This is a genomic window from Pseudomonas zhanjiangensis, from assembly GCF_041027545.1.
Classification (GTDB): domain Bacteria; phylum Pseudomonadota; class Gammaproteobacteria; order Pseudomonadales; family Pseudomonadaceae; genus Aquipseudomonas; species Aquipseudomonas zhanjiangensis.
Window position 1 is genome coordinate 24,666 of the sequence record NZ_JBFTEG010000003.1, and the last position, 24,222, is coordinate 48,887.

Consider the following 24,222-nt stretch of genomic DNA (forward strand, 5'->3'; position numbering starts at 1 on the left):
TCCTTATCCGTTGCTGGCGCAGAGTTCGGCCAGCACCCGCAGACGTCGCTTGGGCTCGGCGACATAGGGGTTGCGTGGGTCCCAGGCGTAGCCGGCGAGGATCGAGCTGATCATTCGGCGGATATCGACGCTGGCGTTCTGGTAGAAGATCACGTCCTGGAAACTGCCGTCGTACCAGCCCTCGACGTAGGCGCGGAAGCAGTCGACGCCGCGCTTGAGCGGCAGGGCGAACTCGGCCTGCCAGTCCACCGCCTCACCGCCGAGCTGGCGGTGCAGCACGCCGGCGGCCATGCTCGCCGAGCGCATGGCGATGGTCACCCCCGAGGAGAACACCGGGTCGAGGAATTCGGCGGCATTGCCCAGCAGGGCGAAGCCGGGGCCGTGCAGGCGTTTGACGTTGGCCGAGTAGCCGCCGATGGCGCGCGCCGGGGTGTCCCACACGGCATTGCCCAGCACCCGCGCCAGCGACGGGGTTTCCTCGACGAAACCGCGCAGGCAGGCGTCGAGGTCGGCGTCTCGATCTTGGAAGCGCTCGGCCGCGGCGACCACCCCCAGCGAGCAGCGGCCGTCGCTGAAGGGGATGGTCCAGAACCAGACGTCGCGCAGAGTCGGGTGGGTGGTGATGAGGATCTTCTCGCGGTCGAAGCCCCGGCCGGCGCAGCCGGACGTTTCGATGCGGTCCTCGATATGGGTGAACAGCGCCTGGCGCACCGGGAAACTCGACGGCAGCTCCAGCTCGAGCAGGCGCGGCAGGACCCGGCCGTAGCCGCTGGCATCGAGGACGAAGGCGCACTCGATCGCATACTCATGGCCGTCGCTCAGGCGCCTGACCGTCAGGCGCGGGCAGTCGCCGCTGAAGTCGGCGGCGACTATCTCCTGCTCGTAGCGGATCTCCACGCCCTGGCGTGCGGCCTCGTCGGCCAGCAGCTGGTCGAAGCGCGCGCGCTGGACCTGGAAGGTCGAGCCCTGGCCCGGGGTGAAGGTGTCGCGGAAGTCGAACTCGCTGTACTGCTCGCCCCAGGCGAAGGCGGCGCCGTGCTTGGTCTGGAAGCCGGCGGCGCGCACGGCCTCGAGCATGCCCGCCTCCTCGACGAAGTCGAGGCAATGCGACAGCAGGCTTTCGCCGATCGAGAAGCGCGGGAAGCGCTGGCGTTCCAGCACCAGCACGTCATGGCCGTTGCGCTGGAGCAGGGCGCTGGCGATGGCCCCCGAGGGGCCGGCGCCGATCACCACGACCCGGCGTTGTTCGACTTCAAGAGACTGCATGGGGGCTTCGTGCCTCGTTGGAATTGGCGACTGAGGGGGCGGGCTTGGTGGCCCAGGGCGAGAGGAGAAAGCTGAACAGCAGGCCGAGGCTCAGGGTCAGGCCGAAGTTGGCGATCACCGGGGTCTGGCTGACCAGCAGCAGGCCGAACGACAGCCAGCTGGTCAGGGCCGAGAGCAGCACGCCGAGCAGGCACACGGCGGGGCCGCCGACGGACTCGCGCATGAGGATGCTGTAGTCGACGCCGATGGCGGTCACCAGCAGCAGGCCGAACAGGCTGAACAGGGTCAGCGGCTGGCCCAGCCAGCCGAGGCAGGCCAGCGCCGCCAGCGCCGCCAGCAGCGGCAGGCAGACCACCCGCAGGGCGCCGGCCAGGCCGAAGGGCAGGCACAGCAGGGCGAGGATGGCGGCGCAGGACAGCAGCTTGAGTTCGGCGGCGCTGAGCTGGGTGGCGCTGAACTGGGCGTTCAGCTCGCCGAGGCGATCGACCAGGCGTACCCCCTCCAGGCCCTCGGCCGCCGCGCGCAAGGCCGCGGTGCTGGCCTGGCCCTGCAGGCTGACCAGGCCGGCCGGCTCGCCCTGGGCATCGCGGCCCAGCCACAGCGGGCGCCAGGCCTCGCCGAGCGGGCCGGCCAGGGCCTGCTCCAGCGTCGGCCGGGGGCTGTCGAGCAGCCGCCGCAGTTCGTCCTGCAGTGCTTCTGGCGGCACGCCCAGTTGCAGCAGCGGCTGCCAGTGCGCCGGTAGCCGCTGCAGGGCCTCGCCCAGGGCCTGCTGCGCGGCGGCGGGGGCGAGCAGCTGGCTGAGGGCGCGGTAGCCGCGTAGCTGGCCGTCGGCGAGTAACGCATCGAGGCGCGCAGCCAGATCGGCCTGGCGCTGCAGCAGCTGGTCCTCGTCGCGCGCGCTGACCAGGAAAAACTGGCTGGTCGGTTGCTGGCCGGTCAACTCGGCGATGCGCCGGGCATCGGCCTGCAGCCGCGGTTCCTGGCCGAGCCACTGGCGCAACTCGTTGTGCGCCTGCACCTGCCACAGGCCGCCGGCGCAGAACAGCAGCAACAGGCCGAGCAACCAGCCGCTGCCGATGCGCCCGAGCAGGCGGGCGCGCTGCTGCAGCAGGCCGGCGGCGAAGCCGTACAGGGACGCCGGCGGGCGCAGGCGCAGACCGGCGAACCAGGCCGGCAGCAGGCACACCGCGCACAGGTAGGCGGCGATCAGGCCGGCGGAGGAAAACACGGCGACCTGGGTCAGCGCCGGGAAGGGGGTGAAGGCCAGGGCCAGGTAGCCGATCAGGTTGGTCGTCAGGCTCAGGCTGAGCCCCGGCAGGGTGGCGCGCAGGGCGTCCCAGCTGCGCCAGGCGCCCGCGCCCCAGCTCTTGCTCAGGTAGTGCTGGGGGAAGTCGACGGTGACGCCGATCAGGCTGGCGCCGAGCACCAGGGTCAGCGCATTGATCTGGCCGAACAGCAACACGCAGGCGGCGCTGCCGGCGAGCAGGGCGACGCCGACCGGCAGCAGGCCGAGCAGCACCCGCGGGCGGCGATAGGCCAGCAGCAACAGCAGCAGGGTGCCGAGCAGGGCGCCACCGCCGATCCAGCCGATCTCGCGGGCGGCGCGGGCCTGGCCGGCAGCGGCATGCAGCAGGCCGCTGCCGGCGAGCAGCTGGCCGCCCTCGGCGCTCACCCGCTCGCGCAATTGCTGCACGGCGGCGGCGATGGCCGGCGGCGCCTGCAGGTCGAAGGCATCCTCGCCGGTGCGCGCACGCAGCAGGGCCCAGCTCAGGCCATTGTCCTGCACCAGCAGGGCGCCGCTGGCCAGGTCCGCCTGGACCGCGCCGGACGGGCTCAGCACTTGCTGGGCGCGGACGCCCAGGCCCAGCCAGTCCTCTGCGGTGGGCAGCAGGCCGACGCCGGCGAAGGGGTCGAACAGCTGCGCCGCGCGTTGCGTGATGTAGCTGTCGGGGTGCTCGATCAGCAGCCGGCGGTCCGCCTCCGGCAGCAGGCTCAGGCGGCTGCCGCGCAGCTGTTCGCGCAGCGCGGCGAGGTTGGCGTCCAGGCGCCACTGCACCCGCTCGAACCGGCCGCTGGCCTGCCAGTCCGTGGCGGCGTCCCGGGCCAGGGCGATGGCCTGTTCGCGCCGGGGGTGGCCGATCAGCACCAGCAGCTCGCGGTTGAGCGGCTCCTGCATGCGCCGCTCGGCCTGCTGCAGGCGCGCGTCGCCGCTGCCGGCCGGCAGCAGGTCGAGCAGGCTGGCCGACACCGGCGGACCCTGGCGCCACTGCCAGGTGGTCAGGGCCAGCAGCGCCAGCAGCAGGATCAGGAACAGCCTGGGCAGGCTTCGCTCAATCGGCAAAGGCGTGGCGCTCCTGCTCGTCGAGGGCGGCGCCCGCCTGGCTCTGCGGCAGGCGCAGCAGGGTACGGTCGCCCTGGGTCTCCACCAGCTCGATGCGCTCGACCAGGGCGCTCCCCTGGACATGGATGGCCGTGAAGATCTGCTGGAGCAGCAGCGAGCGCGGGGTCAGGGTCAGCGTCCAGGCCTCGGCGCTGCCCTCGAGCTGCAGCTCGAAGTCCCGCGCCAGGCCGCTGTGCTCGCCGCGCAGCACGGCCAGGAACAGCCGGCTCTGCTGGGCGGCCATGTTTTGGCCGGGTTGCGCCTGCCAGCCTTCGGCACTGCGCCGGGCGATGCCCTGCTCGTCGATGCGGTAATCGAGCTGCAGCGGGCTGCTCAGCTGCCAGAGCAGGCCCTGTTCGCGTGACAGGACGAACTGGCCGCGGCTGGTCAGCGGTTGCGCCAGGGCGCGCAGGTGCTTCTCCTGGACGAAGGGGCCGCGCACCACCGCCGGGTGGGCCAGCTGGGCACCCAGTTGCTCGAGGTCGAAGGCCTGGGCCGCAGACGCGGCGAGCAGCAGGGCGGCCAGCAGCAGGCGGCGGATCATGCCAGGGCCCGCTCCACCGCCGCGACGAACACCTTGGGCGAGGCCAGCAGCATCTCGCGGCTGGCGATCTCCACCGCCACCTGCACGCTGCTGCCGCGGGTCATCCGTTCGCCGCTGGCGGCATCGCTGATCAGGTAGTGGATCTTCAGGCGGTTCTCCCACTCGACCAGGTCGGCGCGCACGCGGATACGCTGGCCGAACTGGGCGCCGCGAATGTAGCGGGCCTGCAGGTCGATCACCGGCCAGGCGTAGCCGGCCTCGCGCATGTCGCGGTAGTTGTGGCCGATTCTGTCGAGCAGGGCGCAGCGCGCCTGCTCGAAGTATTTGATGTAGTGGCCGTGCCAGACCACGTCCATCGAGTCGACGTCGAAGAAGGGCACCAGCAGTTCGATCTCGGCCTGCAGTACACCGGCGCTACGCATAGAGCCTCCAGTGCTGGGCACGGATGCGCGCCAGGCACAGGCGCAGTTCGCCTTCCAGGGCGCGGTCCTCGATCACCGGGGGGAAGTCCGCGGCCAGTTGTTCGCGCATGGCGGCGATTGGCGCGGGGATGTCGGCCTTGCCGTCGCGCTGGCGCAGCCAGATGCCTTGGTTGGCGGCCAGCAGGGTGGCGGCGGCGACCTGTTCGGCCAGCTCCAGGCTGCGCAGGGCGTCACGGGCGGCGATGGTGCCCATGCTCACCTTGTCCTGGTTGTGGCACTCGGTGGAGCGCGAGAACACGCTGGCCGGCAGGGTGTTCTTCAGGGCTTCGGCGGTCCAGGCGCTGGCGCCGATCTGCACCGCCTTGAAACCGTGGTTGATCATCGCGGTGACCGCCGGGGCGCCGGACAGGTTGCTCGGCAGGCCGTGGTTGTAGCGCGCGTCGACCAGCAGGGCGAGCTGGCGGTCGAGCAGGTCGGCGACGTTGCCCACCAGGTTCTTCAGGCTGTCCATGGCGAAGGCGATATGGCCGCCGTAGAAGTGCCCGCCGTGCAGCACGCGCTCGGCTTCGGCGTCGATCAGCGGATTGTCGTTGGCGCTGTTCAGTTCGGTCTCGATGAACCGGCGCAGCAGGCCCAGGCTGTCGGCCAGCACCCCGAGCACGTGCGGCGCGCAGCGCAGCGAGTAGCGGTCCTGCAGGCGGTGCAGCGGCGCGGTCGGCGCGTCTATGGCCAGGTCCTGGCGCAGCCAGGCGGCCACCTGCATCTGTCCCGGGTGCGGCTTGGCGGCGAACAGGCGTTCGTCGAAGTGCTCCGGGTTGCCTTCCAGGGCCACCACGTTGAGCGCGGTGATGCGCGTGGCCAGCTTGAGCAGGTAGTCGGCGCGGGCATAGGCCAGGCAGGCCAGGGCGGTCATCACCGCGGTGCCGTTCATCAGCGCCAGCGCCTCCTTGGGCCGCAGCACCAGCGGCGTCCAGCCCAGCTCGGCGTGCACCTCGGCGGCGCTGCGGCGCTCGCCCTTGTACAGGACCTCACGCTCGCCGCTGAGGGCGGCGGCGACGTAGGACAGCGGGGTCAGGTCGCCGCTGGCGCCGACCGAGCCTTCCTCGGGGATCAGCGGCAGCACATCGTGGTCGAGGAACGCCTGCAGCCGCTCGAGCAGTTCCACCCGCACCCCGGACACGCCCTGGCACAGCGACTGCAGGCGCGCGGCCAGTACCGCCCGGGTGCTGGCCTCGTCGAGCAGCTTGCCCAGGCCGCAGCCGTGGAAGGTATAGAGGTGACGCGGCAGGGCCTCGACCTGGTGCAGCGGCACCGCCACCACGCAGGAGTCGCCGTAGCCGGTGGTGATGCCGTAGATCCCGCCTTCCTGGTCCAGCAGGCTGTCGACGAAGCGCGCGCCCTTGGCGATCTTCTCGCGGTAGCCGGCATCGTCCTGCAGCAGCGCCTGGACGCGGCGCTGGGCCAGGCCGACCAGCTGTTCGATGGTCAGGGGGAGTTCGCCGAAGATCACCGGCTCAGGCTGATGGGTCGTCATGTGCTTTCCAGAACGGGTAGAAGTTGAACCATTGGTAGGGCGCCTCCAGGCAGCGCTGGCCGAGGCGCTCGGCATAGCGCTGGGCCCAGGCGCGGATCACCGCGTCGCGTTCGCCGCGCTTCCACTGCACCTGCTCGGCGAAGGGCTCCAGCGCCACCTGGTAGCGACCGTCGATCTTCAGGCAGCTGAGCAGGTTGAGCGGGCAGCGCAGCAGGCCGGCCAGCAGCCAGGGGCCCTGGGGAAAGGCCGCGGGCTGGCCGAGGAAGTCGACGCTGACGTTGCGCCCGCCATGCAGCGGCACGCGGTCGCCGGCGATCGCCAGCCACTCGCCGCGCTCCAGGCGCTCGGACAGCTGCAGCATGATCGCCGGGTCCAGCTCGCTGACCTGGATCAGGCGCAGGTGGCTGGCGCCGGCCTCACCGAGCAGGCGGTTGAACTGCTCGGCGTGCTTGGTGTGCACCAGCACGTTCATCCGCACCTTCTCGCCGAGTTCGGCCAGGGCGCGGCACACCTCGAGGTTGCCCAGGTGGGCGCCGACCAGCAGCTGCCCGCGCGCGCCGCGCAATTGCTGGCGCAGGCCATGGGCGTCGTGCAGGCTGATCTGCTCCAGGCCCAGGTCGCCGCGCCAGATGTCCAGCTTGTCGAGCAGGGCGTCGGCGAAGGCCATGAACTGGCGGAACACCGAGCGCCGGCTCGGGCGCAGGTCGGCGCGGCCGCTCCAGGTCGCCAGCCGCTGCTGGTAGTCGCGGATGCTGCCCCGCGCCTGGCCGCCGAACAGGAAGAAATACAACACGATCAGGTACAGCAGCGGGGCGAGCGCGCGCCGGCCCAGGTGGCGCACGGCCAGGGCGGTGAACTTCATCAGCAGGAAGCTGCCGCGCTCACGCTGGCCGGCCCAGTGTCCGCTGTTGGCCCGTTGGTTCATCCGCGCCTCCGGCGCCAGAGGATCAGCGGCGCGCGCAGCAACATGCCGAAGAACAGCTTGGCGTGCATCTTGGAGATCAGCGCGTTGTCGTGCAGCAGGCGAAAGTGCGAGAGGCCGTCCAGCGGGTAGTGCACCCGGGTCGGCAGCCAGTGCATCGGCTGGTTGCGCCAGGCCAGGCGCACCAGGATTTCCGGGTCGAAATCCATGCGCCGGCCGAGCCGGCTCGAGTCGATCAGCGCCACCGTGGCCGCCAGCGGGTAGACGCGAAAGCCGCACATGGCGTCGCGGATCGACAGCGACAGGCTGTTGATCCACACCCAGACGTGGGTCATGTAGCGGGCATAGAGGCGGCCCTTGGGCACGCTGGCGTCGTATTGCGGGTAGCCGCAGATCAGCGCCTGGGGACGGCCTCGGGAGTGGTCGAGGAAGGTCGCCACATCGGCCAGGTCATGCTGGCCGTCGGCGTCCACCTGCAGCGCGTGGGAAAAGCCCAGGCGCGCCGCCTCGCGCAGCCCGGCCATGACCGCGCCGCCCTTGCCTTGGTTGACTGGCAGGCGCACCAGGAAACACTTGGGCTGTTGGGCCAGCCGGTCCATCACCGCCGCGCAGGCCGCGCTGGAGGCATCGTCGACCAGCACGCAGGGCAGGCCGGCGTCGCGCAGGGCGGCGACCACCTGGGGCAGTGCGTGCTCGTGGTTGTAGACCGGGATCACCGCACAGGGCCTATGCATGGGCGGCCTCCAGCAGGATGCGCCCCGAGGAGCAGGCCGCCTCGCGATTGCGCATGGCGAAATACAGCTTGCCGCGCTCGGCGTCGAAGCGCAGCGACAGTTGCACACGGTCGCCGGGGCGCACCAGCTGCTGGAACTTGAGCACCTCCATGCCGGCGAAGCGAGGCGGCAGCCCGGGGATCAGCTGGCGGGCCAGCTGCTGGGCCCAGTCGATCTGCACCACGCCGGGCAGCACCGGGGTCTGCGGGAAGTGGCCGCTGAAATGCGCCAGGTCCAGCGGCACCTCCAGCTCCAGGCGCCACTCGCCGTCCTGCTCGATAGCGCTCAGTGGTTCGACCCGGGTCGGTCGCGGCGCTGCCAGCAGCGCCTCGACCTGCGCCTGGGCCAGCTTGCCCTGGCTGCTGTAGGGCAGCTCGGGCAGCAAGCGCCAGCGGCGCGGCAGGGCGATGGCGTCACACTGCCCGACCAGCTGCCGACGCAGGCCGTCGGTGAGGGCGCGGCGGCCCTGGTTGCGCAGCGCATGTATGCCGGCCGGGCTCAGGGCGACCAGCGCGCCGAGGAAGGCGCGGCCCTGCTGGATCACGCCGAAACGGGCATCGCTGACCCACTCATGGCCGACGAGCAGCTGCTCGAGGCTGGGCAGGGCGATGCGCTTCTCTTCCAGTTTGACGATGCGATCCAGGCGCCCGCGCAGGAGCAGGCGGCCGTCGGCCAGCAGCTCGGCGGCATCGGCGGTCTGCTCGACATGCCCGGCCGGCAGGTAGGGCGAGGCGATGCGCAGGGCGCCGGCTTCGTCCAGGCTCGGCGTCACGCCGGGGAACGGCTGCCAGGGCTGCGGGCCCTGGCGCCAGGCGATGCCGCCGGTTTCGGAGCTGCCGTAGATTTCCGTCGGCCACTGGCCGAGGCACTGCTGCAGATGTTCGGCGGCCTCGGTCGGCAGGACACCCCCGGAGGAAAAGACCCGGCGCACCGCGCTAAGGGCGGGCCAGTCGAGGTTGTCGCCCATGCGCTTGAGCAAAGCCGGGCTGGCCACCCAGGCGAAGCCAGGGGCACTGGAAGCTACTGCGCTCGATGCTGCTGCGTTGACAAGCGGCTCGGCCTGCTCATTTACCGCCTGTAAACTCCGCGGCCTCGCCTCTTGTCGCCTTGCATCCTCTTCGCTCGCTACGCTTCCAGTACCCCTGGTAATTGCCAGGCTGGCGCGCTGCAGGTCCTCGGGGAACGGCTGGGCACGGCGCAGGAATGGCCGGCCGGCGCACAGCGGCCAGAGCACGCGAAACAGCAGGCCGTAGATGTGCTGGGCGGCAACGCTGCCGATCACGGTCGCCGCACCGAGGCTGGCGCCCCAGAGCTGCTCCAGCGCCTCGACCTCGTTGGCCAGCTGGCGCAGCGACTTGTCGATCAGCTTGGCCTCGCCGCTGGAGCCGGAGGTGCACAGGGTCAGCCGGCACTGGTCGAGGTCCAATGCCACGGCGACGAGGGGGACGGCCTCGACGGGGGGCTCCAGGGCATCCAGCCACAGGTCGACCTGGCCGGATAGGCGTTGGCGGGTCTGCGCCTGGGCATCGGCGGGCAGCAGCACCTGGGCGCCGGCCTGCCAGGCGGCGAGCAGGGCGATGGCCAGTTCGCCGGCGTCCTCCAGATGGAGGGCGATGCGGCCGATGCCGCGGCTGCGCCACTGGCCGGCCAGGGCTAGGGCCTGGCGGCACAACTCGGCGTGGCTGAGGTCGGGGGTGACCAGGCGGCTAGCATCCGGATTCAGCAGCAGGCGGTCGAGGGCGATCCAGTTCATCCGGCCCTCCGCACGCGCTGGCGCAGCAGCCATTCGCCGGCGAACAGCAGGCCCATCAGGGCGTAGGCGATCAGGCCGTTGTACAGGGTCCACCAGGCCAGCGGCGCCCACAGGGTCAGGGCCGCGGCGATCAGCCCGTTGACCAGGAAGAACAGCGCCCAGACCCGGGTCACCTGGCGTGTATAGCGCACCGCCACCGCCGGCAGGTCCGGTTCGCGCAGGCGCGCAAGGCGCTCGACCAGTGGCGGCCCGACCCTCAGGCTGAAGCCGAACAGGCCGAGCAGCATGGCGCTGAGCAGCACCGGGTACCAGCGCAGCAGGGCCGGCTCAGCGGCCAGGCCGAGCAGCAGGCAGAAGGCCAGGGCGGCCAGGGCCATCCAGCGATCACCCGGGCGTCGCTCGCCGAGCAGCAGGCGCGCCAGCCACAGGCCGCCGAGCAGCGCGGCGAAGACGCGCGGCGACAGGTGCTCGATGCCGAAGTACACGGCAAAGGGGTAGGCCAGGCCGACCAGCACCAGCAGCAGGGCGAGCAGGCGTTTCATCGGCGCGGCTTCATTCGGCGGTTGCACTGACCAAGTTGTGCACCGCCTCGACCACGTCTCCGACGGTACGCACCGACTTGAACTCCTCGGCGGCGATCTTCTTGCCGGTCTGGCGCTTGATGTGGTCGATCAGGTCGACCGCGTCGATGCTATCGATCTCCAGGTCCTGGTACAGGTTGGCCTCGAGGCTGATGCGCTCGGCATCCAGTTCGAACAGCTCGACCAGGGCGTCGCGCAGGGTGGCGAAGATCTCATCACGGTTTTGCATGGCGGGCTCCCCTCAGGCGACCTGGTGCGACGACACGAAGGCCGCGAGGCTGGCCACGTTGGCGAAATGGCTGCGGGTGTCCTTGGCGTCGGCGTCGATCTTGATGCCGAAGCGCTTCTGGATCGCCAGGCCCAGTTCCAGGGCGTCGACCGAGTCGAGGCCGAGGCCCTCGCCGAACAGGGTCATGTCGGCGGTGATGTCGTCGGCGGTCATGTCTTCGAGGCCGAGGGACTCGATGATCAGCTGTTTAATCTCGGTGTGCAGATTGCTCATCTTCGGCGAGCTCCTTAATGAAATGTTGATGCAGGTGTTCGTTGAGTTTGCGCGAGGCCACCGGGGCCGGGCCCTGGAACTGTTGCGGATCGATATCCTGGCCGACGCGCAGGCGGAAGTGGAAGCGCCGCGCCGGGATGCTGTACCAGGGTTCGGCCTTGGTCAGGGTGGTGGGGGTGACGCTGATCACCACCGGGGTGACGACGCGTGCGCCGCGCACGGCGATGGCGGCGGCGCCACGATGGAATTCGGGCGGCTGCCCCGGGGTGGTGCGGGTGCCCTCGGGGAAGACGATCAGGGTTTGGCCCTGCTGCAGCGCGCCGGCGGCTTCGTCGAGCATGTCCAGGCTGCCGCTGTTGCTGATGAACTCGGCGGCGCGGATCGGCCCGCGCATGCAGGGGTTGTCCCACAGGCTCTGCTTGACCACGCAGTTGGCGTCGCGGATGAAGGCGATCAGCACCACCACGTCGATCAGCGACGGGTGGTTGGCGATCACCATCTGCCCCGGGCGGCCGAGGCGTTCGGCGCCCTCGACCTCGTAGGTCAGCACGCCTGTGCGGAACATGAACTGGACGAAGCGGCGGAAGGTCCAGCTGACCACCGCACGGGCCCGACGGCGGCGGGTCAGGGCGTCGCCCGGCAGCAGCCCGAGCAGCGGGAACACCAGCACGCGCAGCAGCACGCCGCCGATGCCGAACAGGGCGAAACTCAGTGCGGTGGCGATCAGGCGCCAGGCATAGGGCGCGCTGTAGCGGCTCAAGCCGTGCTGTTGGCTGACCAGGTCCATTGCCGATTCTTCCAGTGATGTTCGAGGACGGGCTGCTCGCCGCACAGGGCGCGCAGCAGGTTGAGCGGGTGCGGCCAGGGCGCCCTGGGGCCGCTGGCTCTCGCGAGGGTCAGTTGCCAGTTGGTGCCTGGGCTCAGCAGCAGGGCGACCGCGTAAGGGAAGGGCACGTCGTCGACATAGGCGGTGTAGATCGGCGGCGGCATCTCCTCGGCGATCACCAGCAACACCGCCGGGGCACCTTCGGCGAGCAGCCCGCTGGCTTCCAGCATGGCCTGCTCGAGGCCGTCGCCTTCGGCGGCCAGGGCGGTCATCTCGCTGGTGTCGCCGCGCAGGATCGACCACTGGCCGATGATCGCGTTGTGCACCGAGAGGCTGAACTGGGTGGGCGAAAGCGGTTCGCCGCGGGCCAGGTCGCCGAGAATGGCCAGGGTGCGCGGGGTTTCGCCATGGCGCGAGGCGAACACCAGGGGCAGGGCCGCATGGCCCTCGGCCAGCGGCCAGGCGACCTGGAACATCATTCGCGCCAGGCGGCTGAGACGGCGCCGCTGCATGGCCGGGAGGAAACCGACATCAGGCTGCTGCTGGGCGTCCGGCACGCGCACAGGCGCGCGACACCAAGCACGCCAGTCCTCGGTGCTGTCCAGGCCGGGGGCCCAGGCACGCCATTGATCGATCCTGAAATGCATCACGCGGAGAGTTTTCCCTGCCCTTGCGGGCTTCCTTGTCGACTGCGGCCGTGCTACGCGACAGGTATTCTGTCGAGGCTGCCCTGGCGAAGTGCTGGCATTATCTAGATCGCATGCCTGCTGCGCAAACGTTGCAAGATCGCGGCTGATGGATGGAACGGTGATTTGTGCAACTGTCCTCGCCCTTGTCATGGGCTTTGCATAGAATCCCAGACCAATCGGAATCAGGGAGGTGTGCGATGCGGCGTGTGGTATTCAATCAGAAGGGCGGGGTGGGCAAGTCGAGTATCGCCTGCAACCTGGCGGCGGTCAGTGCCTCGCAGGGTTATCGCACCCTGTTGGTCGACCTCGACGCCCAGGCCAACTCCACCCATTACCTGACCGGATTGAGCGGCGAGGATATTCCCACGGGTATCGCCGACTTCTTCAAGCAGACCCTGTCCAGTGGCCCCTTCGGCAAGAAGGGCAAGGTCGATATCTACGAGACCCCGTTCGACAACCTGCACGTGGTCACGGCCACCGCGGAGCTGGCCGACCTGCAGCCCAAGCTCGAGGCCAAGCACAAGATCAACAAGCTGCGCAAACTGCTCGACGAGTTGAGCGAGGACTACGAGCGGATCTACCTGGATACCCCGCCGGCGCTGAATTTCTACACGGTTTCCGCGTTGATAGCCGCCGATCGCTGCCTGATCCCCTTCGACTGCGACAGCTTCTCCCGCAATGCGCTCTATGGCCTGCTGCAGGAGATCGAGGAGCTGCGCGAAGACCACAACGAAGCGCTGGAGGTCGAGGGCATCGTGGTCAACCAGTTCCAGCCGCGCGCGTCATTGCCGCAGCAAATGCTCGACGAGTTGCTGGCCGAGGGCCTGCCGGTGCTGCCGGTCAATCTGATGAGCTCGGTGCGCATGCGCGAGTCGCACCAGGTCTGCACCCCGCTGATCTATATGGATGCGCGGCACAAGCTGACCCAGCAGTTCGTCGAACTGCACGACCTGCTCAATGGCGCGGGCTAGCTCGACGGATTGAACGACAACGGCGCCCGCGGGCGCCGTTGTCGTTCAGGAGGCCGTAACGGGTGCCGACTGCTTAGCGCACCACCAGGACATCGCAGGGCGCCCGGTGCAGGAAGTGCTGGGCCAGGCTGCCGAGCAGGGCCTGGGACAGGGCACTGCGGCCGTGGCTGCCGAGCACCAGCAGTTCAGTGCGACGGGTCTTCAGTTGTTCCTGCAGGCAGCGCAGGATGCCGCCCTGGCGAACCTCATGACTCAGGCTGGGGCCGTCGCAGGGCAGGTTCTTGGCCTCATCGAGAAGCAGCTGGTCGATCAGCGCCTGCTGGATCTGCAGCTGGGCCTCGACCTGCTTGGGCGAGCCCTTGTCCGGTTCGAACACGTGCAAGGCATGCAGTTCGGCGCTGGCGGGTAGCAGGTGGGAGGCCTGGGCCAAGGCGCTGCAGGCGCACAGGGAGAAGTCGATGGCGGCCAGGGCGCGCTGGTAGGGCTGGAAATCGTTGCGCGCCACCAGCAGCAGCGGCACCGGGCACTGGCGGGCGATACGGTCGAGGCTGGTGCCGGAAAAGAAGTCATGGCGCTGGTGGTGGGCGCCGAGTACCAGCAGGTCGCAACCGAGTTCCTGCACCTGTTGCAGCACTACTTCCGAGGGCTTGCCCTCGAGCAGCAGCAGGTCGCTGTCGGCTGGGGCGTAGCGGGTCAGGCTGCGGTCCAGGGCCTGGTGGGCCTGGTCGTGTTGCTGGCTGCTGTGGCTGGGGTCGAGCACATGCAGGATGGTCAGCCTGGCCTTGTGCTGGCGCGCCAGCTGGGTGGCGCGGCACAGGGCCATATCGGCGGTGTCGCGCAGATCGTGGGCAATGAGGATATGGGTGAACATCAATCAGTTCTCCGGCCGACGGGGGCGGCGATTTATTATCCCCCAAGCAATAGTCTTTCTTTTGACCTAAGGCAAGGCCAGGCGTCAGTGGGCGCGTAATTGATAGAGGCCCTGGCTCTCGGCCACCACCTCGCCGCTCTCGTCGGTCAGTCGCAGATCCAGCTGGTAGTCGGCCTTGCCGTGCTGTTGCGCCTGTTCCTGCAGCTGTGCGATCTGCTCGGCGGCGAGCCGCGCCTCGACCCGGATGTCGCCGGTGGCCGGGCGAAGGAAGCGCAGCTGCATCTGCTTGACGATGGGGTAGAAGCGCTGGCTGTCGAAGCTGGTGAGGAACAGGGCACCGCCGGGAATCTCCGCCAGGGTGAACAGGGCGCCGGCGTACATGCTGCCGATATGGTTCTGGTTGCCGGCCAGGGGCATGCGCAAGCGCACGTGGCCCGGCTCCAGCACCTCGGCCTTGAGCCCGCTGCGCCTGACGAAGGCGATCTGCTCTTCGGTGAGCTGGCGGACGATCTCGACGGGTAGCAGCATGGCGGGCGACCTCAGGCTGGGTGGGGTCATCAGGCTAAGCCGGCGGCGCGCTGTCGCCACTGACCGTATCGGCCGCTGCGCTTGACCCTTTCGCTCAGACGGCCTGGCCGGCGAGCCAGGCCAGCAGTTGCGCCAGCGGCAGGGCGCCGCTCTGGCGGGCGATCTCCCGGCCATCCTTGAACAGGATCAGCGAGGGGATCGAACGGATGCCCAGTTGTGCAGACAGTTGCGGGTTGGCTTCGCTGTCCAGCTTGCCCAGGCGGCAGCGCCCTTGCAGCTGGCCGGCCGCCTGGTAGAAGGTAGGGGCAAAGGCCTTGCAGGGGCCGCACCAGTCGGCCCAGACATCCACCAGCAGGGGCAGGTCGCCCTTGAGCTGGCTGGCGAAGTTGGCCTGGGTCAGTTCGATCGGCGCGCCCGGCAGCACCTCTTGCTTGCAGCGTCCACAGCGCGGCTGGTCGCCCAGGCGCGCGGCGGGGATGCGGTTGAGGCCGTTGCAGTGGGGGCAGGGTATCAGTCGCGGGTCGCTCATGGCGGGCTCCAGTGGGGGATAGTCCTAATCTGGAGCCGCCGCGGCGAATATCAAGTCAGCGGCTGGCTGCCGCCAGCGCCTGCTGCAGGTCGGCGATGATGTCGTCGCTGTGCTCGATGCCGATCGACAGACGAATCATGTCGCGCGGTACCCCGGCCTTGGCCAGTTCCTCGTCGTTGAGCTGACGGTGGGTGGTCGAGGCCGGATGGCAGGCCAGCGACTTGGCATCGCCGATATTGACCAGGCGCACCACCAGCTGCAGCGCGTCGATAAAGCGCGCGCCGGCTTCAGCGCCGCCGACGATGCCGAACGAGAGGATCGAGGCCGGCTTGCCGCCGCAGTAGCGCCGGGCCAGTTCATGCTCGGGGTGGTCGAGCAGGCCGGCGTATTTCACCCAGGCCACCTGCGGGTGGCTTTGCAGGAACTCGGCCACCTTGAGGGCGTTCTCGCAGTGGCGCTCCATGCGCAGGGCCAGGGTTTCCAGGCCTTGCAGGATCAGGAAGGAATTGAACGGCGAGATCGCCGCGCCCATGTTGCGCAGCGGCACCACCCGGCAGCGGCCGATGAAGGCGGCCGGGCCGAAGGCCTCGGTGTAGGTCACGCCGTGGTAGGAGACATCCGGGGTGTTGAGCAGGGCGAAGCGCTCGGGGTGCTGCGCCCAGGGGAAGCGGCCGGAGTCGACCACGATGCCGCCGATGCTGGTGCCGTGGCCGCCCATGTACTTGGTCAGCGAGTGCACGACGATGTCGGCGCCGTGTTCGAACGGCCGGCAGAGCATCGGCGTGGCCACGGTGTTGTCGACGATCAGCGGCACGCCATGGCGGTGGGCGGCATCGGCCAGGGCCTGGATGTCGATGATATTGCCCGCCGGGTTGCCGATCGACTCGCAGAACACCGCCTTGGTCTTGTCGTCGATCAGGGCTTCCAGGGCGGCGATGTCGTCGTGCGCGGCGAAGCGCACCTGCAGGCCCTGGCGCGGCAGGGTATGGGCGAACAGGTTGTAGGTGCCGCCATACAGCTTGGCCACCGAGACGATATTGTCGCCGGCCTCGGCGATGGTCTGGATGGCATAGGTGATCGCCGCCATGCCGGAGGCTACGGCGAGGGCGCCGACGCCGCCTTCCAGCGCCGCCACGCGCTGCTCCAGCACGTCGGTGGTCGGGTTCATGATGCGCGTGTAGATGTTGCCGGCGACCTTGAGGTCGAACAGGTCGGCACCATGCTGGGTGTCGTCGAAGGCGTAGGAGGTGGTCTGGTAGATCGGTACCGCCACCGCCTTGGTGGTCGGGTCGGGGCTGTAGCCGGCGTGCACGGCCAGGGTTTCCAGTTTCATGCGTGCGAATCCTTCTCGGGGATTGGAAAGTTCGCAGCATGGCGACAGTCGGCGACCGGGGTCAATGTCCCCGGTCAAGCGAGTGGTCGATTGCTATGCCGCCGGGGTCACAGCGGGGTCAGTGGCCAGAATAGCGGGATCACCACCGACGCCACCGCCCAGAGCAGCAGGTTGAGCGGGATGCCGACCTTCATGAAGTCGCCGAAGCGGTAGCCGCCGGCGTTGTAGACGAAGGTGTTGGTCTGGTAGCCGATCGGTGTGGCGAAGCTGGCGCTGGCGGCGAACATCACCGCCACCACGAACGGCCGTGGATCGACGCCCAGGTGCTGGGCCAGGCCGATGGCGATGGGGGTGACCAGCACCGCCACGGCGTTGTTCGAGAGCATCTCGGTGAGGACCGAGGTGAACAGGTAGATGAACGACAGCATCAACAGCGGGCCGGCCCAGGGCAGCCAGCCCATGACGTTCTCCACCAGCAGCTTGACCAGGCCGACCTTGTCCATGGCGATGCTGATCGCCAGCATGCCGAAGATCAGGCTGAGGATCTTCCAGTCCACCGCCTTGTAGGCGTCCTCCACGTCGAGGCAGCGGGTCGCCAGCACGGTCACCGCGCCGATGATCGCCAGGCCCTCGATGGGCATCAGGCCGAAAGCGGCGAGGAGCATCACCGCCAGGGTGGCGCCGATCGCGATCGGCGCCTTGTCGCGGCGGAAGGCGCGCTCCTGCACGGCGTTGAGGCTGATCAGCTCGCCGTTGTCGGCGAAGCGCTTGATCTGCGCCGGAGTACCCTCGACCAGCATGACGTCGCCGAACTGCAGCTCGAAGTCGTCGAGGTTGCCCTGGATGTTCTCGTCCTGGCGGTGCACGGCGAGCACGGCGATGCCGTAGCGCGCGGTCAGGTCGAGGTCGCGCATGGGGCGGTGGCTGTAGCGTGAATTGCGCCCGACGATGGCCTCGGCGAGGATCACGTCGTGGCTGCTGATGGTCTCGAAGGCATCGCCGCGGTTGAAGCTCAGGTGGCCGCTCTCGCGCAGCTCGACCACGTTCTTCACCTGGCCGTGCAGCACCAGGCGGTCGCCGCTGGCCAGCAGGGTGTCGTGGCCCGGCTCGGTGAGTTCCAGTTCCTCGCGAAACAGCTTGAGCACCTGCAGGCCGCTGCCGCCGTTGAGGTTGGCCTCGGCCAGGGTCTTGCCGATCACCGGCGACTCCTGCGGCACCAGCAGTTCGGTCATGAAGGTGCGGTCCAGGTCCGGCCGCAGCTGGCGCGACAGGGTGTCGCGCTCGGGTAGCAGGTGACGGCCGATGGTCAGTAGGTAGAGCATGCCGACGCTGGCGAGGATCAGCCCGGCGCCGGTGATCTCGAAGATGCCGAAGGGTTCCAGGCCGGCCTTGCGCGCCACGCCGTCGACCAGGATGTTGGTCGAGGTACCGATCATGGTTAGGGTGCCGCCGAGGATGGTGGCGTAGGACAGCGGGATCAGCAGCTTGGACGGCAGGGTGCCGGCGCGGCGCGCCAGGGAGATCGCCACCGGGGTGAGGATGGCCACCACCGGGGTGTTGTTCAGGCAGGCGGAAATCACCAGGGCGGTCAGGGTCAGGCCGGTGAGCACGCGAATCGGGCTGGTGCCGACCAGGTCGCCCAGCCAGTTGCCCAGGGCGTCGATGCAGCCGGTGCGTTCCAGCGCCGCGGACAGCACGAACATGCAGGCGATGGTCACCGGTGCCGAATTGCTCAGTACGCTGAGGACTTCCTTGGGCTCGAGCAACTGGGTGACCAGCAGCGCGGCCACGCCGATGGCGGCGACTATGTCCGGGCTCCACTTTTCGCGGACGAAGGCCACCAGCAGCCAGACCAGCAGTGCGCCTACGAACAATAGCGGCAGTGAGTCCCAGAACATAAGCGTCCCTAGCGTGCAAATCTTGGGTGGGCGGTAGACGCGGCACGGGAGCCGCGCAAGGTCGCCAAGATAGTGGGCTTCGCTTAGATAGTCTAAGAATGTTTGAGAAGGTTTATATGCCTTTTCGGTTTAATGAATATGGTCCCGCGACCGCGCTGTACCGCCTGTTCCAGGTTCCGCTGTAGCTGTCCTTGGGCGGGCGCCGGCGCTAGGCTCGAGGCTTCTCGTCAGGAGGGCCTCATATGAATCAGCTCGGCATTCTCGGCGGCATGAGCTGGGAGTCCACGGCCAGTTATTACCGTCTGCTCAACCAGGGTGTCCGCCAGTCTCTGGGTGGCCTGCACTCGGCGCCGCTGCTGCTGCACTCGGTGGACTTCGCCGGCATCGCCGCCCTGCAGAAGGCGGGCGACTGGGAGGCGGCCGGTCGCCTGCTGGCCGAGGCGGCCCAGGGCCTGCAGCGGGCCGGCGCCGGTGCGCTGCTGCTGGCCACCAACACCATGCACAAGGTCGCCCCGGCGATCGAGGCGGCGGTGGAGATCCCCTTGCTGCATATCGGCGATGCGGTCGGCCAGGCCCTGCAGCGCCGGGGCGTGCGCAAGGCGGCGCTGCTCGGCACGCGCTTCACTTTGCTCGAGGACTTCTACCGCGGGCGCCTGGCCGAACGCTTCGGCATCGAGGTGCTGATACAGCCGCTGGCGCAGATCGAGGAGATCGATCGGGTGATCTTCGCCGAGCTCTGTCAGGGGCGCTTCCAGGCCGATGCCCGTGCCTTCTACCTGGAGTGCCTGGAGCAGCTGCGCGCGCGCGGCGCCGAGGTGGCGATTCTCGGCTGTACCGAGATCGGCTTGCTGCTGGAAAACGTCGCCGCGCCCCTGGCGCTGCTCGACAGTACCGAGTTGCATGTGGCCATGGGCCTGGAGTGGCTGCTGGCCGATGCCTAGGGTGGATGGCGCATTCCCCATCCACCCTTCAGGAAGGCCCGGCGCGGACTAGGACGAGCAGCTGATGGCCAGGTGCTTGCCCCACTCCGGCGGACGCTCGGCGTAGCGCTCCTTGCCCGGTTGCTCGTCGAAGGGGCGGCTGAGTACCGCGTGCAGTTCGCGCACCGGGGCGTAGTCGCCCTGTTCGGCGGCCTCGATGGCTTGCTGGGCCAGGTAGTTGCGCAGGATGTACCTGGGATTGGCGGCGTGCATGCGTGCGCGGCGTTGCTCCTGGCTGTCCTCTGCTTGGCCGCAGCGCGCCTGGTAGCTGGCGCTCCAGGCGTCGAAGCCGGCCAGGTCGGTGAAGTCGTTGCGCAGGCGGGCGAGAGCCTGCTCGGGGGCGCTGTCACCCAGTTCGCGGAAGAAATGGGTGTAGTCCACCGCACTGCTCTGCATCAGGTGCAGCAGGCGCTGGATCAGCGCCTCGTCGCCGTCATCGGCGTCGCGCAGGCCCAGGCGGCGGCGCATCAGGTCGAGGTAGTGGGCCTGGTACAGCGGCAGGAACAGGCCGAGGGTTTCGCGCAGGGCATCCAGTTCGACGAAGGGGGTCAGCGCCTGGCCGAGGGCGGCGAGGTTCCACTGGGCGATCGGTACCTGGTTGCTGAAGCTGTAGCGACCCGTGTCGTCGGAGTGGTTGCAGATGTGGTTGGCATCGAAGTCGTCGAGGAAGGCGTAGGGGCCATAGTCGAAGGTGATGCCGAGGATCGACATGTTGTCGCTGTTCATCACCCCGTGGCAGAAGCCGTAGGCCTGCCAGCGGGCGATCAGCTCGGCGTTGCGTTCGACCACCTCGCGGAACATCGCCAGGTAGGGCTGTTCCTGCTCCAGGCACTCGGCGAAGTGACATCTCAGCACGTGCTCGCCGAGCTGGCGCAGCAGGTCGTGCTGGCGGGTGTAGTAGAAGTATTCGAAGTGACCGAAGCGCACATGGCTTCTGGCCAGACGCAGGAGCATGGCCGCGCTTTCCTGCTTCTCGCGCCATACCGGGGTGCTGGAGGCGGTCACGCACAAGGCCCGCGAGGTGGGAATGCCGAGGGCATGCAGATGCTCGCTGGCGAGGAACTCGCGGATCGAGCTGCGCAGCACCGCGCGGCCGTCGCCCATGCGCGAGTAGGGGGTCTGGCCCGCGCCCTTCAGGTGCAGGTCCCAATGCTCGCCGGCGTCGTTGACCACCTCGCCGAGGAGCAGGCCGCGACCATCGCCCAGGCGCGGGTTGTAGCTGCCGAACTGATGCCCGGAATAGACCATCGCCCGTGGCTCTGCCTCGCTCCACAGCTTGTGCCCGGCAAACAGCTGGGCGAACAGCTCGCTGTCGGCCTCGCCGGGGTCGAGGTCGAGCAGGGCCATGGCCGCTGGGCTGGCGATCACCAGGCGGGGCTCGGCGATCGGCTCGGGCAGCACCTCGGTGGAAAAGGCATCGCCCAGGCGGGCGAAGCGATTGTCGAAGATCAGGTCGGTCAGGCTTTTCAAAGGCAACTCCTGCAATTCCGAGCATTTTGCTAGGAATTGCAGGGCAGGGGAAGGGGCTGGCGGGTAACCGGCCTAGGTCGGGTCGGCTGCCGTGGGCGGTGTCCGATCGCTGCTGGCGCCTGCGGCGGCGGCCTGCACGACCACCTTGTGCTGCAACTGCTGCTCGGCTTGCTCCAGGTTCTTCACGTAGACATCCACCTGGCGGAAGGCGATCTCGATGCCATGCTCGCGGAACATGCGATCGATGCTGCGGTTGATCTCGTCGGTGGCGGTGTTGCGGTCGCCCAGTTCGCGCACATGCACGCGCAACTCATGGTCCAGGGTGCTTTCGCCGAAGTTCAGGAAGAACAGCTGCGGTTCGGGATCGCGCAGCACCCGCGCGTTCTGCGTGGCGGCCTGCAGCAGCAGCCTGCGCACCAGCTCCAGATCCGAGCCGTAGGCCACGCCGATGCGCAGGGTGATGCGGGTGATGGTGTCGTGCAGCGACCAGTTGATCAGCTGGTCGGTGACGAAGGTCTTGTTCGGCACGATGATTTCTTTGCGGTCGAAATCGGTGATGGTGGTGGCGCGGATGCGGATCCGGCTGACCGTACCGGACAGGTTGCCGATGGTCACCACGTCGCCGATGCGCACCGGTCGCTCGAACAGGATGATCAGGCCGGAGATGAAGTTGGCGAAGATCTCCTGCAGGCCGAAGCCCAGGCCCACCGAGAGGGCCGCCACCAGCCATTGCAGCTTGTCCCAGCTGACGCCGAGGGTCGACAGGGTGACCACGAAGCCGATCCCGACGATCGCGTAGGACAGCAGCGTGGTGGTGGCATAGGAACTGCCCTGGGCCAGCTTCAGCCGCGACAGCACCAGCACTTCCAGCAGGCCGGGGAGGTTGCGTGCCAGGGCAATGGTGATAGCGACGATGATCAGCGCGCCGAGCACATCGCGCAGGCTGATCGGCATCATCATGGCGGCGTCGCCGCTGCCGCTGCTGTATTCGTAGAGGGTGACGTTGTCGAGGTAGGCGAACACCGAGATCAGGTCGGACCAGACCAGGTACAGGGCGCCGATGAAGGCGCCGAGCAGGGCCAGGCGGATCAGTCGCAGCGACTGCTGGTTGACCTGCTCGATGTCCAGCGCCGGTTGCTCGACCAGCGTCTCGGCGCCTTCGACCCCTTCCTTGGCCTGGGCCTGGCGCTTGGCCAGGGCGCGCTGATAGGCCAGGCGCCGGGCGGCCACGCCCAGGCCGCGGACGAAGGCGGCCTCGACGAACAGCCAGGCCATCAGCAGGTAGAGGGTGTCGATCAAGCGGTCGCTGAGCTTCAGGGCGGTGTAGTAGTAGCCGAAACCGACCGCCAGGATCAGCGCCAGCGGCAACAGGCTGAACAGCACGCCGACCAGGGTGCGGAAGGTCGAGAACTGTTCGCGTGCCGGGCCGCTGAGCAGCAGCTGGTGCAGCAGCCAGGCCATCAGGCCGTAGCAGGCCAGCACCACGCCGATGCCGATGACGTCGTCGGCCAGGCTGGCCGGTTGCTGCTCGGCGATGGTCACCACCGCCACCAGGGCCATCACCACCAGGCCAAGCCAGCGAATCTTGCGGTGCAGAAAGCCCACTTGCGCATGGGGCCAGCGGAAGTGCAGTTCGGCCAGGCCACCGGGGGTGAGGATCCGGTACACCGTGTAGAACACCAGCCAGGCCTCGGCCATGCCGAACAGGGCCGAGCCCAGGCTGACGTTCTGGCCGCGGGCGTCGATCTGCAGGGCCAGGCCGCAGAGGGCCAGGAACAGGGTGCCGGGCAAAGCCAGGAGGACGTTGAGGAGGATCGCCAGAGGCGTATGCAGCTGGCTGTCGTGTTTGAAATGGCCGACGTCCTGGTGCAGTTCGCCGAGCTTGCGGTACAGGTAGCTGCGCTTCCACAGCAGCACGCCGATCAACAGCAGCAGGGGCAGGAACAGCAGCGGGCGTTCGCCCAGGCCGGCCAGCAGCGCGCGCAGGTTGGCGCCCCAGGGCAACTCGGCGATCTGCCGCTCGAGCAGGCGTGGCGAGGCGCTGAACCAGTCGAGGTCCAGGGGCTTGTTGCTGGGGATCCAGAACATCTGCTCGTCCAGGGTCGCCCGTACCGTGCGCGCGGTGCTTTGCAGCTGCTTCTGGTTCAGCTGCAAGGTGATCGATTCGTTGAGCAGTGCGTTGAGTTCGCGGTTGAGGCTGTCGAGCAGTTCGCGGCGCGAGGCGATCAGGTCGAGCAGGCTGCTGCGCAGCTCGTCCGTCACCGTCTGCGCGGGCTGCTTGGCCAGCAGCTGGTCGACGTAGGCGGTCGGGTTGCTGATCTGCTCGCGCAACTGATTGAGCTCGAACTGATACAGGCGCAGGTCGGCTATCTGGTTGGCCAGGTCGCTGTCCAGCTGCAGGGTGGGCAGCGCCTGTTTCTGCTGGTAGAGGATCTTCGACAGCAGCAGGCTACCCTGCAGCACATCGATCTGCTCCTCCAGGGCCTGGCTGCTCTGGTTCAGGGCGTCGAGCTTCTGCTGGGTCTGCAGGTTCTGCTGGGTCAGCTGGCTGCGTCTGTCGGTGGCGCGCAGCAGGTAGTCGGAGAGCTTGAGGTTGAGTGCACTTTCGCTGGACAGCAGCTTGTCCGAACCGGCCTTTTCGGCCTCGCGCGACTGCTCGGCGACGGTCTGCTCGGACTGCGCCCGGCGCTTGTCGTTGATCAGGGTCTGCAGGTCGAGCAGTTCCTTTTCCAGGCGCTTGGTGCGCTCCTCGAGCAGGTCGCGCTGGCTGTTGCCCAGGTCCTGCAGCAGGTTGTTGCCGGCCAGCTCCTGGCGGCGCAGCTCGGTCTGGGCGTTGAGCAGCGCCAGTTCGGCGTTGAGCAGGTCGCGGCGTTCGGGGCTCAGCGGCTTGCCGCTGTCCTTGCCGAGCTTGAGCATGTTGCTGATTTCCAGGCTGCGCGCCTGGTTGCTGCTGATCTCGGCCTGGGCGCGCTCGGGGCGGGTTTGCGCGGTGATGATCAGGCGGTTGGCATCGCCAAGCTGCTTCTGCCAGTCGCTCAGCTGGCTGGTGCGCTCGCCGAGCATCTGCTCCAGCTGCGGCACCTGGGTGTCGGCATAGCGTTGGGCGACCTGGGTCGGGGTCCCCGCTTTCAGGCGGTTGAGCTCGCGCTGGGCCTCGCCGATCAGGCGCGGCGCCTGCTCCAGCTGCTGCTTGAGATCCTTCAGGCGTTGTTCGCTGGCGGAGCGCTCGGCGAGCAGGCTCAGGGTCTTTTCCAGGGTCTGCTTGAGCGTCTGCAGCTCGGCTTCCGGCAGCTTGCGCTCGGCCAGGCTGTCGAGCTTGCGCTTGATCTCGGCGCTCTGCGTCGAGTCGGCGGCCTGGGTCAGGGGGGCGCCCAGGCAGAGCCCGAGCAGTGCGATGGCAAGGCAGGTACGAAGAGAAGGCATGGTCGCGATCGTGCGGCTCGGGAGAGG

22 protein-coding genes are annotated in these 24,222 nt (G+C 68.6%); 2 read left to right on the forward strand and 20 right to left on the reverse strand.

Annotated features, from left to right (window positions below):
- Positions 1–3: 3 nt before the first annotated feature.
- From AB5S05_RS04935 to AB5S05_RS04995, 13 genes are read right to left on the reverse strand one after another with little or no spacing between them, the layout of a single operon-like run.
- Positions 4–1,266: an NAD(P)/FAD-dependent oxidoreductase gene (locus AB5S05_RS04935; RefSeq protein WP_369286373.1), complete on the reverse strand. Its 1,263-nt coding sequence runs from the start codon at positions 1,264–1,266 to the stop codon at positions 4–6.
- Positions 1,253–3,607 carry an MMPL family transporter gene (locus tag AB5S05_RS04940; RefSeq protein WP_369286374.1) on the reverse strand — a complete coding sequence of 785 codons (2,355 nt, stop codon included), beginning with the start codon at positions 3,605–3,607 and terminating at the stop codon, positions 1,253–1,255. Before AB5S05_RS04940 ends, AB5S05_RS04935 begins: the two co-directional genes overlap by 14 nt.
- On the reverse strand, positions 3,597–4,190 hold the full coding sequence (locus AB5S05_RS04945; protein ID WP_369286375.1) for an outer membrane lipoprotein carrier protein LolA: 594 nt from the start codon (positions 4,188–4,190) through the stop codon (positions 3,597–3,599). Before AB5S05_RS04945 ends, AB5S05_RS04940 begins: the two co-directional genes overlap by 11 nt.
- On the reverse strand, positions 4,187–4,612 hold the full coding sequence (locus AB5S05_RS04950; RefSeq protein WP_369286376.1) for an acyl-CoA thioesterase: 426 nt from the start codon (positions 4,610–4,612) through the stop codon (positions 4,187–4,189). The genes AB5S05_RS04945 and AB5S05_RS04950 overlap by 4 nt, the downstream gene beginning before the upstream one ends.
- Positions 4,605–6,146, reverse strand: coding sequence for an HAL/PAL/TAL family ammonia-lyase (locus AB5S05_RS04955; protein WP_369286377.1), 1,542 nt, complete (start codon positions 6,144–6,146; stop codon positions 4,605–4,607). The genes AB5S05_RS04950 and AB5S05_RS04955 overlap by 8 nt, the downstream gene beginning before the upstream one ends.
- A complete protein-coding gene (locus AB5S05_RS04960; protein ID WP_369286378.1) occupies positions 6,127–7,071 on the reverse strand; it encodes a lysophospholipid acyltransferase family protein in 945 nt (314 codons plus the stop codon). Before AB5S05_RS04960 ends, AB5S05_RS04955 begins: the two co-directional genes overlap by 20 nt.
- Positions 7,068–7,802: a glycosyltransferase family 2 protein gene (locus tag AB5S05_RS04965; RefSeq protein ID WP_369286379.1), complete on the reverse strand. Its 735-nt coding sequence runs from the start codon at positions 7,800–7,802 to the stop codon at positions 7,068–7,070. The genes AB5S05_RS04960 and AB5S05_RS04965 overlap by 4 nt, the downstream gene beginning before the upstream one ends.
- A complete protein-coding gene (locus tag AB5S05_RS04970) occupies positions 7,795–9,594 on the reverse strand; it encodes an ApeI family dehydratase (protein WP_369286380.1) in 1,800 nt (599 codons plus the stop codon). Before AB5S05_RS04970 ends, AB5S05_RS04965 begins: the two co-directional genes overlap by 8 nt.
- Positions 9,591–10,136 carry a COG4648 family protein gene (locus AB5S05_RS04975; protein WP_369286381.1) on the reverse strand — a complete coding sequence of 182 codons (546 nt, stop codon included), beginning with the start codon at positions 10,134–10,136 and terminating at the stop codon, positions 9,591–9,593. The genes AB5S05_RS04970 and AB5S05_RS04975 overlap by 4 nt, the downstream gene beginning before the upstream one ends.
- A 10-nt stretch (positions 10,137–10,146) precedes the next feature.
- Positions 10,147–10,404, reverse strand: a complete 258-nt coding sequence (locus tag AB5S05_RS04980) for an acyl carrier protein (protein ID WP_369286382.1) — start codon at positions 10,402–10,404, stop codon at positions 10,147–10,149.
- A 12-nt stretch (positions 10,405–10,416) separates the two neighbouring features.
- Positions 10,417–10,677 carry a phosphopantetheine-binding protein gene (locus AB5S05_RS04985; protein WP_369286383.1) on the reverse strand — a complete coding sequence of 87 codons (261 nt, stop codon included), beginning with the start codon at positions 10,675–10,677 and terminating at the stop codon, positions 10,417–10,419.
- On the reverse strand, positions 10,652–11,464 hold the full coding sequence (locus AB5S05_RS04990; RefSeq protein ID WP_369286384.1) for a lysophospholipid acyltransferase family protein: 813 nt from the start codon (positions 11,462–11,464) through the stop codon (positions 10,652–10,654). The genes AB5S05_RS04985 and AB5S05_RS04990 overlap by 26 nt, the downstream gene beginning before the upstream one ends.
- Complete coding sequence (locus tag AB5S05_RS04995) at positions 11,434–12,150, reverse strand: beta-ketoacyl synthase chain length factor (RefSeq protein ID WP_369286771.1); 717 nt, start codon at positions 12,148–12,150, stop codon at positions 11,434–11,436. Before AB5S05_RS04995 ends, AB5S05_RS04990 begins: the two co-directional genes overlap by 31 nt.
- 239 nt (positions 12,151–12,389) lie before the next feature.
- On the opposite strand from AB5S05_RS04995, the gene AB5S05_RS05000 reads away from it, so the two are divergent.
- Entirely contained in the window at positions 12,390–13,163 is a 774-nt protein-coding gene (locus tag AB5S05_RS05000) for a ParA family protein (RefSeq protein ID WP_369286385.1), read from the forward strand.
- Positions 13,164–13,236: 73 nt separating this feature from the next.
- Here the strand turns inward: AB5S05_RS05000 and AB5S05_RS05005 are convergent, their stop codons facing one another.
- From AB5S05_RS05005 to AB5S05_RS05025, 5 genes are all read right to left on the reverse strand, one after another.
- The gene (locus AB5S05_RS05005; protein ID WP_369286386.1) at positions 13,237–14,034 is read right to left on the reverse strand and encodes a universal stress protein; all 798 of its coding nucleotides are present in this window, start codon (positions 14,032–14,034) and stop codon (positions 13,237–13,239) included.
- Positions 14,035–14,118: 84 nt separating this feature from the next.
- A complete protein-coding gene (locus AB5S05_RS05010; RefSeq protein WP_369286387.1) occupies positions 14,119–14,562 on the reverse strand; it encodes a YiiD C-terminal domain-containing protein in 444 nt (147 codons plus the stop codon).
- A 94-nt stretch (positions 14,563–14,656) separates the two neighbouring features.
- Positions 14,657–15,091 carry a thioredoxin TrxC gene (gene trxC / locus AB5S05_RS05015; protein ID WP_369286388.1) on the reverse strand — a complete coding sequence of 145 codons (435 nt, stop codon included), beginning with the start codon at positions 15,089–15,091 and terminating at the stop codon, positions 14,657–14,659.
- A gap of 55 nt (positions 15,092–15,146) precedes the next feature.
- Positions 15,147–16,424, reverse strand: a complete 1,278-nt coding sequence (locus AB5S05_RS05020; protein ID WP_369286389.1) for a bifunctional O-acetylhomoserine aminocarboxypropyltransferase/cysteine synthase — start codon at positions 16,422–16,424, stop codon at positions 15,147–15,149.
- Positions 16,425–16,531: 107 nt separating this feature from the next.
- On the reverse strand, positions 16,532–18,322 hold the full coding sequence (locus AB5S05_RS05025; RefSeq protein WP_369286390.1) for an SLC13 family permease: 1,791 nt from the start codon (positions 18,320–18,322) through the stop codon (positions 16,532–16,534).
- Between the two features lie 242 nt (positions 18,323–18,564).
- Between AB5S05_RS05025 and AB5S05_RS05030 the strand changes: the two genes are divergently transcribed.
- Entirely contained in the window at positions 18,565–19,263 is a 699-nt protein-coding gene (locus AB5S05_RS05030) for an aspartate/glutamate racemase family protein (protein WP_369286391.1), read from the forward strand.
- A gap of 48 nt (positions 19,264–19,311) precedes the next feature.
- Here the strand turns inward: AB5S05_RS05030 and selO are convergent, their stop codons facing one another.
- Positions 19,312–20,772, reverse strand: coding sequence for a protein adenylyltransferase SelO (gene selO, locus AB5S05_RS05035; protein WP_369286392.1), 1,461 nt, complete (start codon positions 20,770–20,772; stop codon positions 19,312–19,314).
- A gap of 72 nt (positions 20,773–20,844) precedes the next feature.
- A complete protein-coding gene (gene mscK, locus AB5S05_RS05040; protein WP_369286393.1) occupies positions 20,845–24,195 on the reverse strand; it encodes a mechanosensitive channel MscK in 3,351 nt (1,116 codons plus the stop codon).
- Positions 24,196–24,222: the final 27 nt, after the last annotated feature.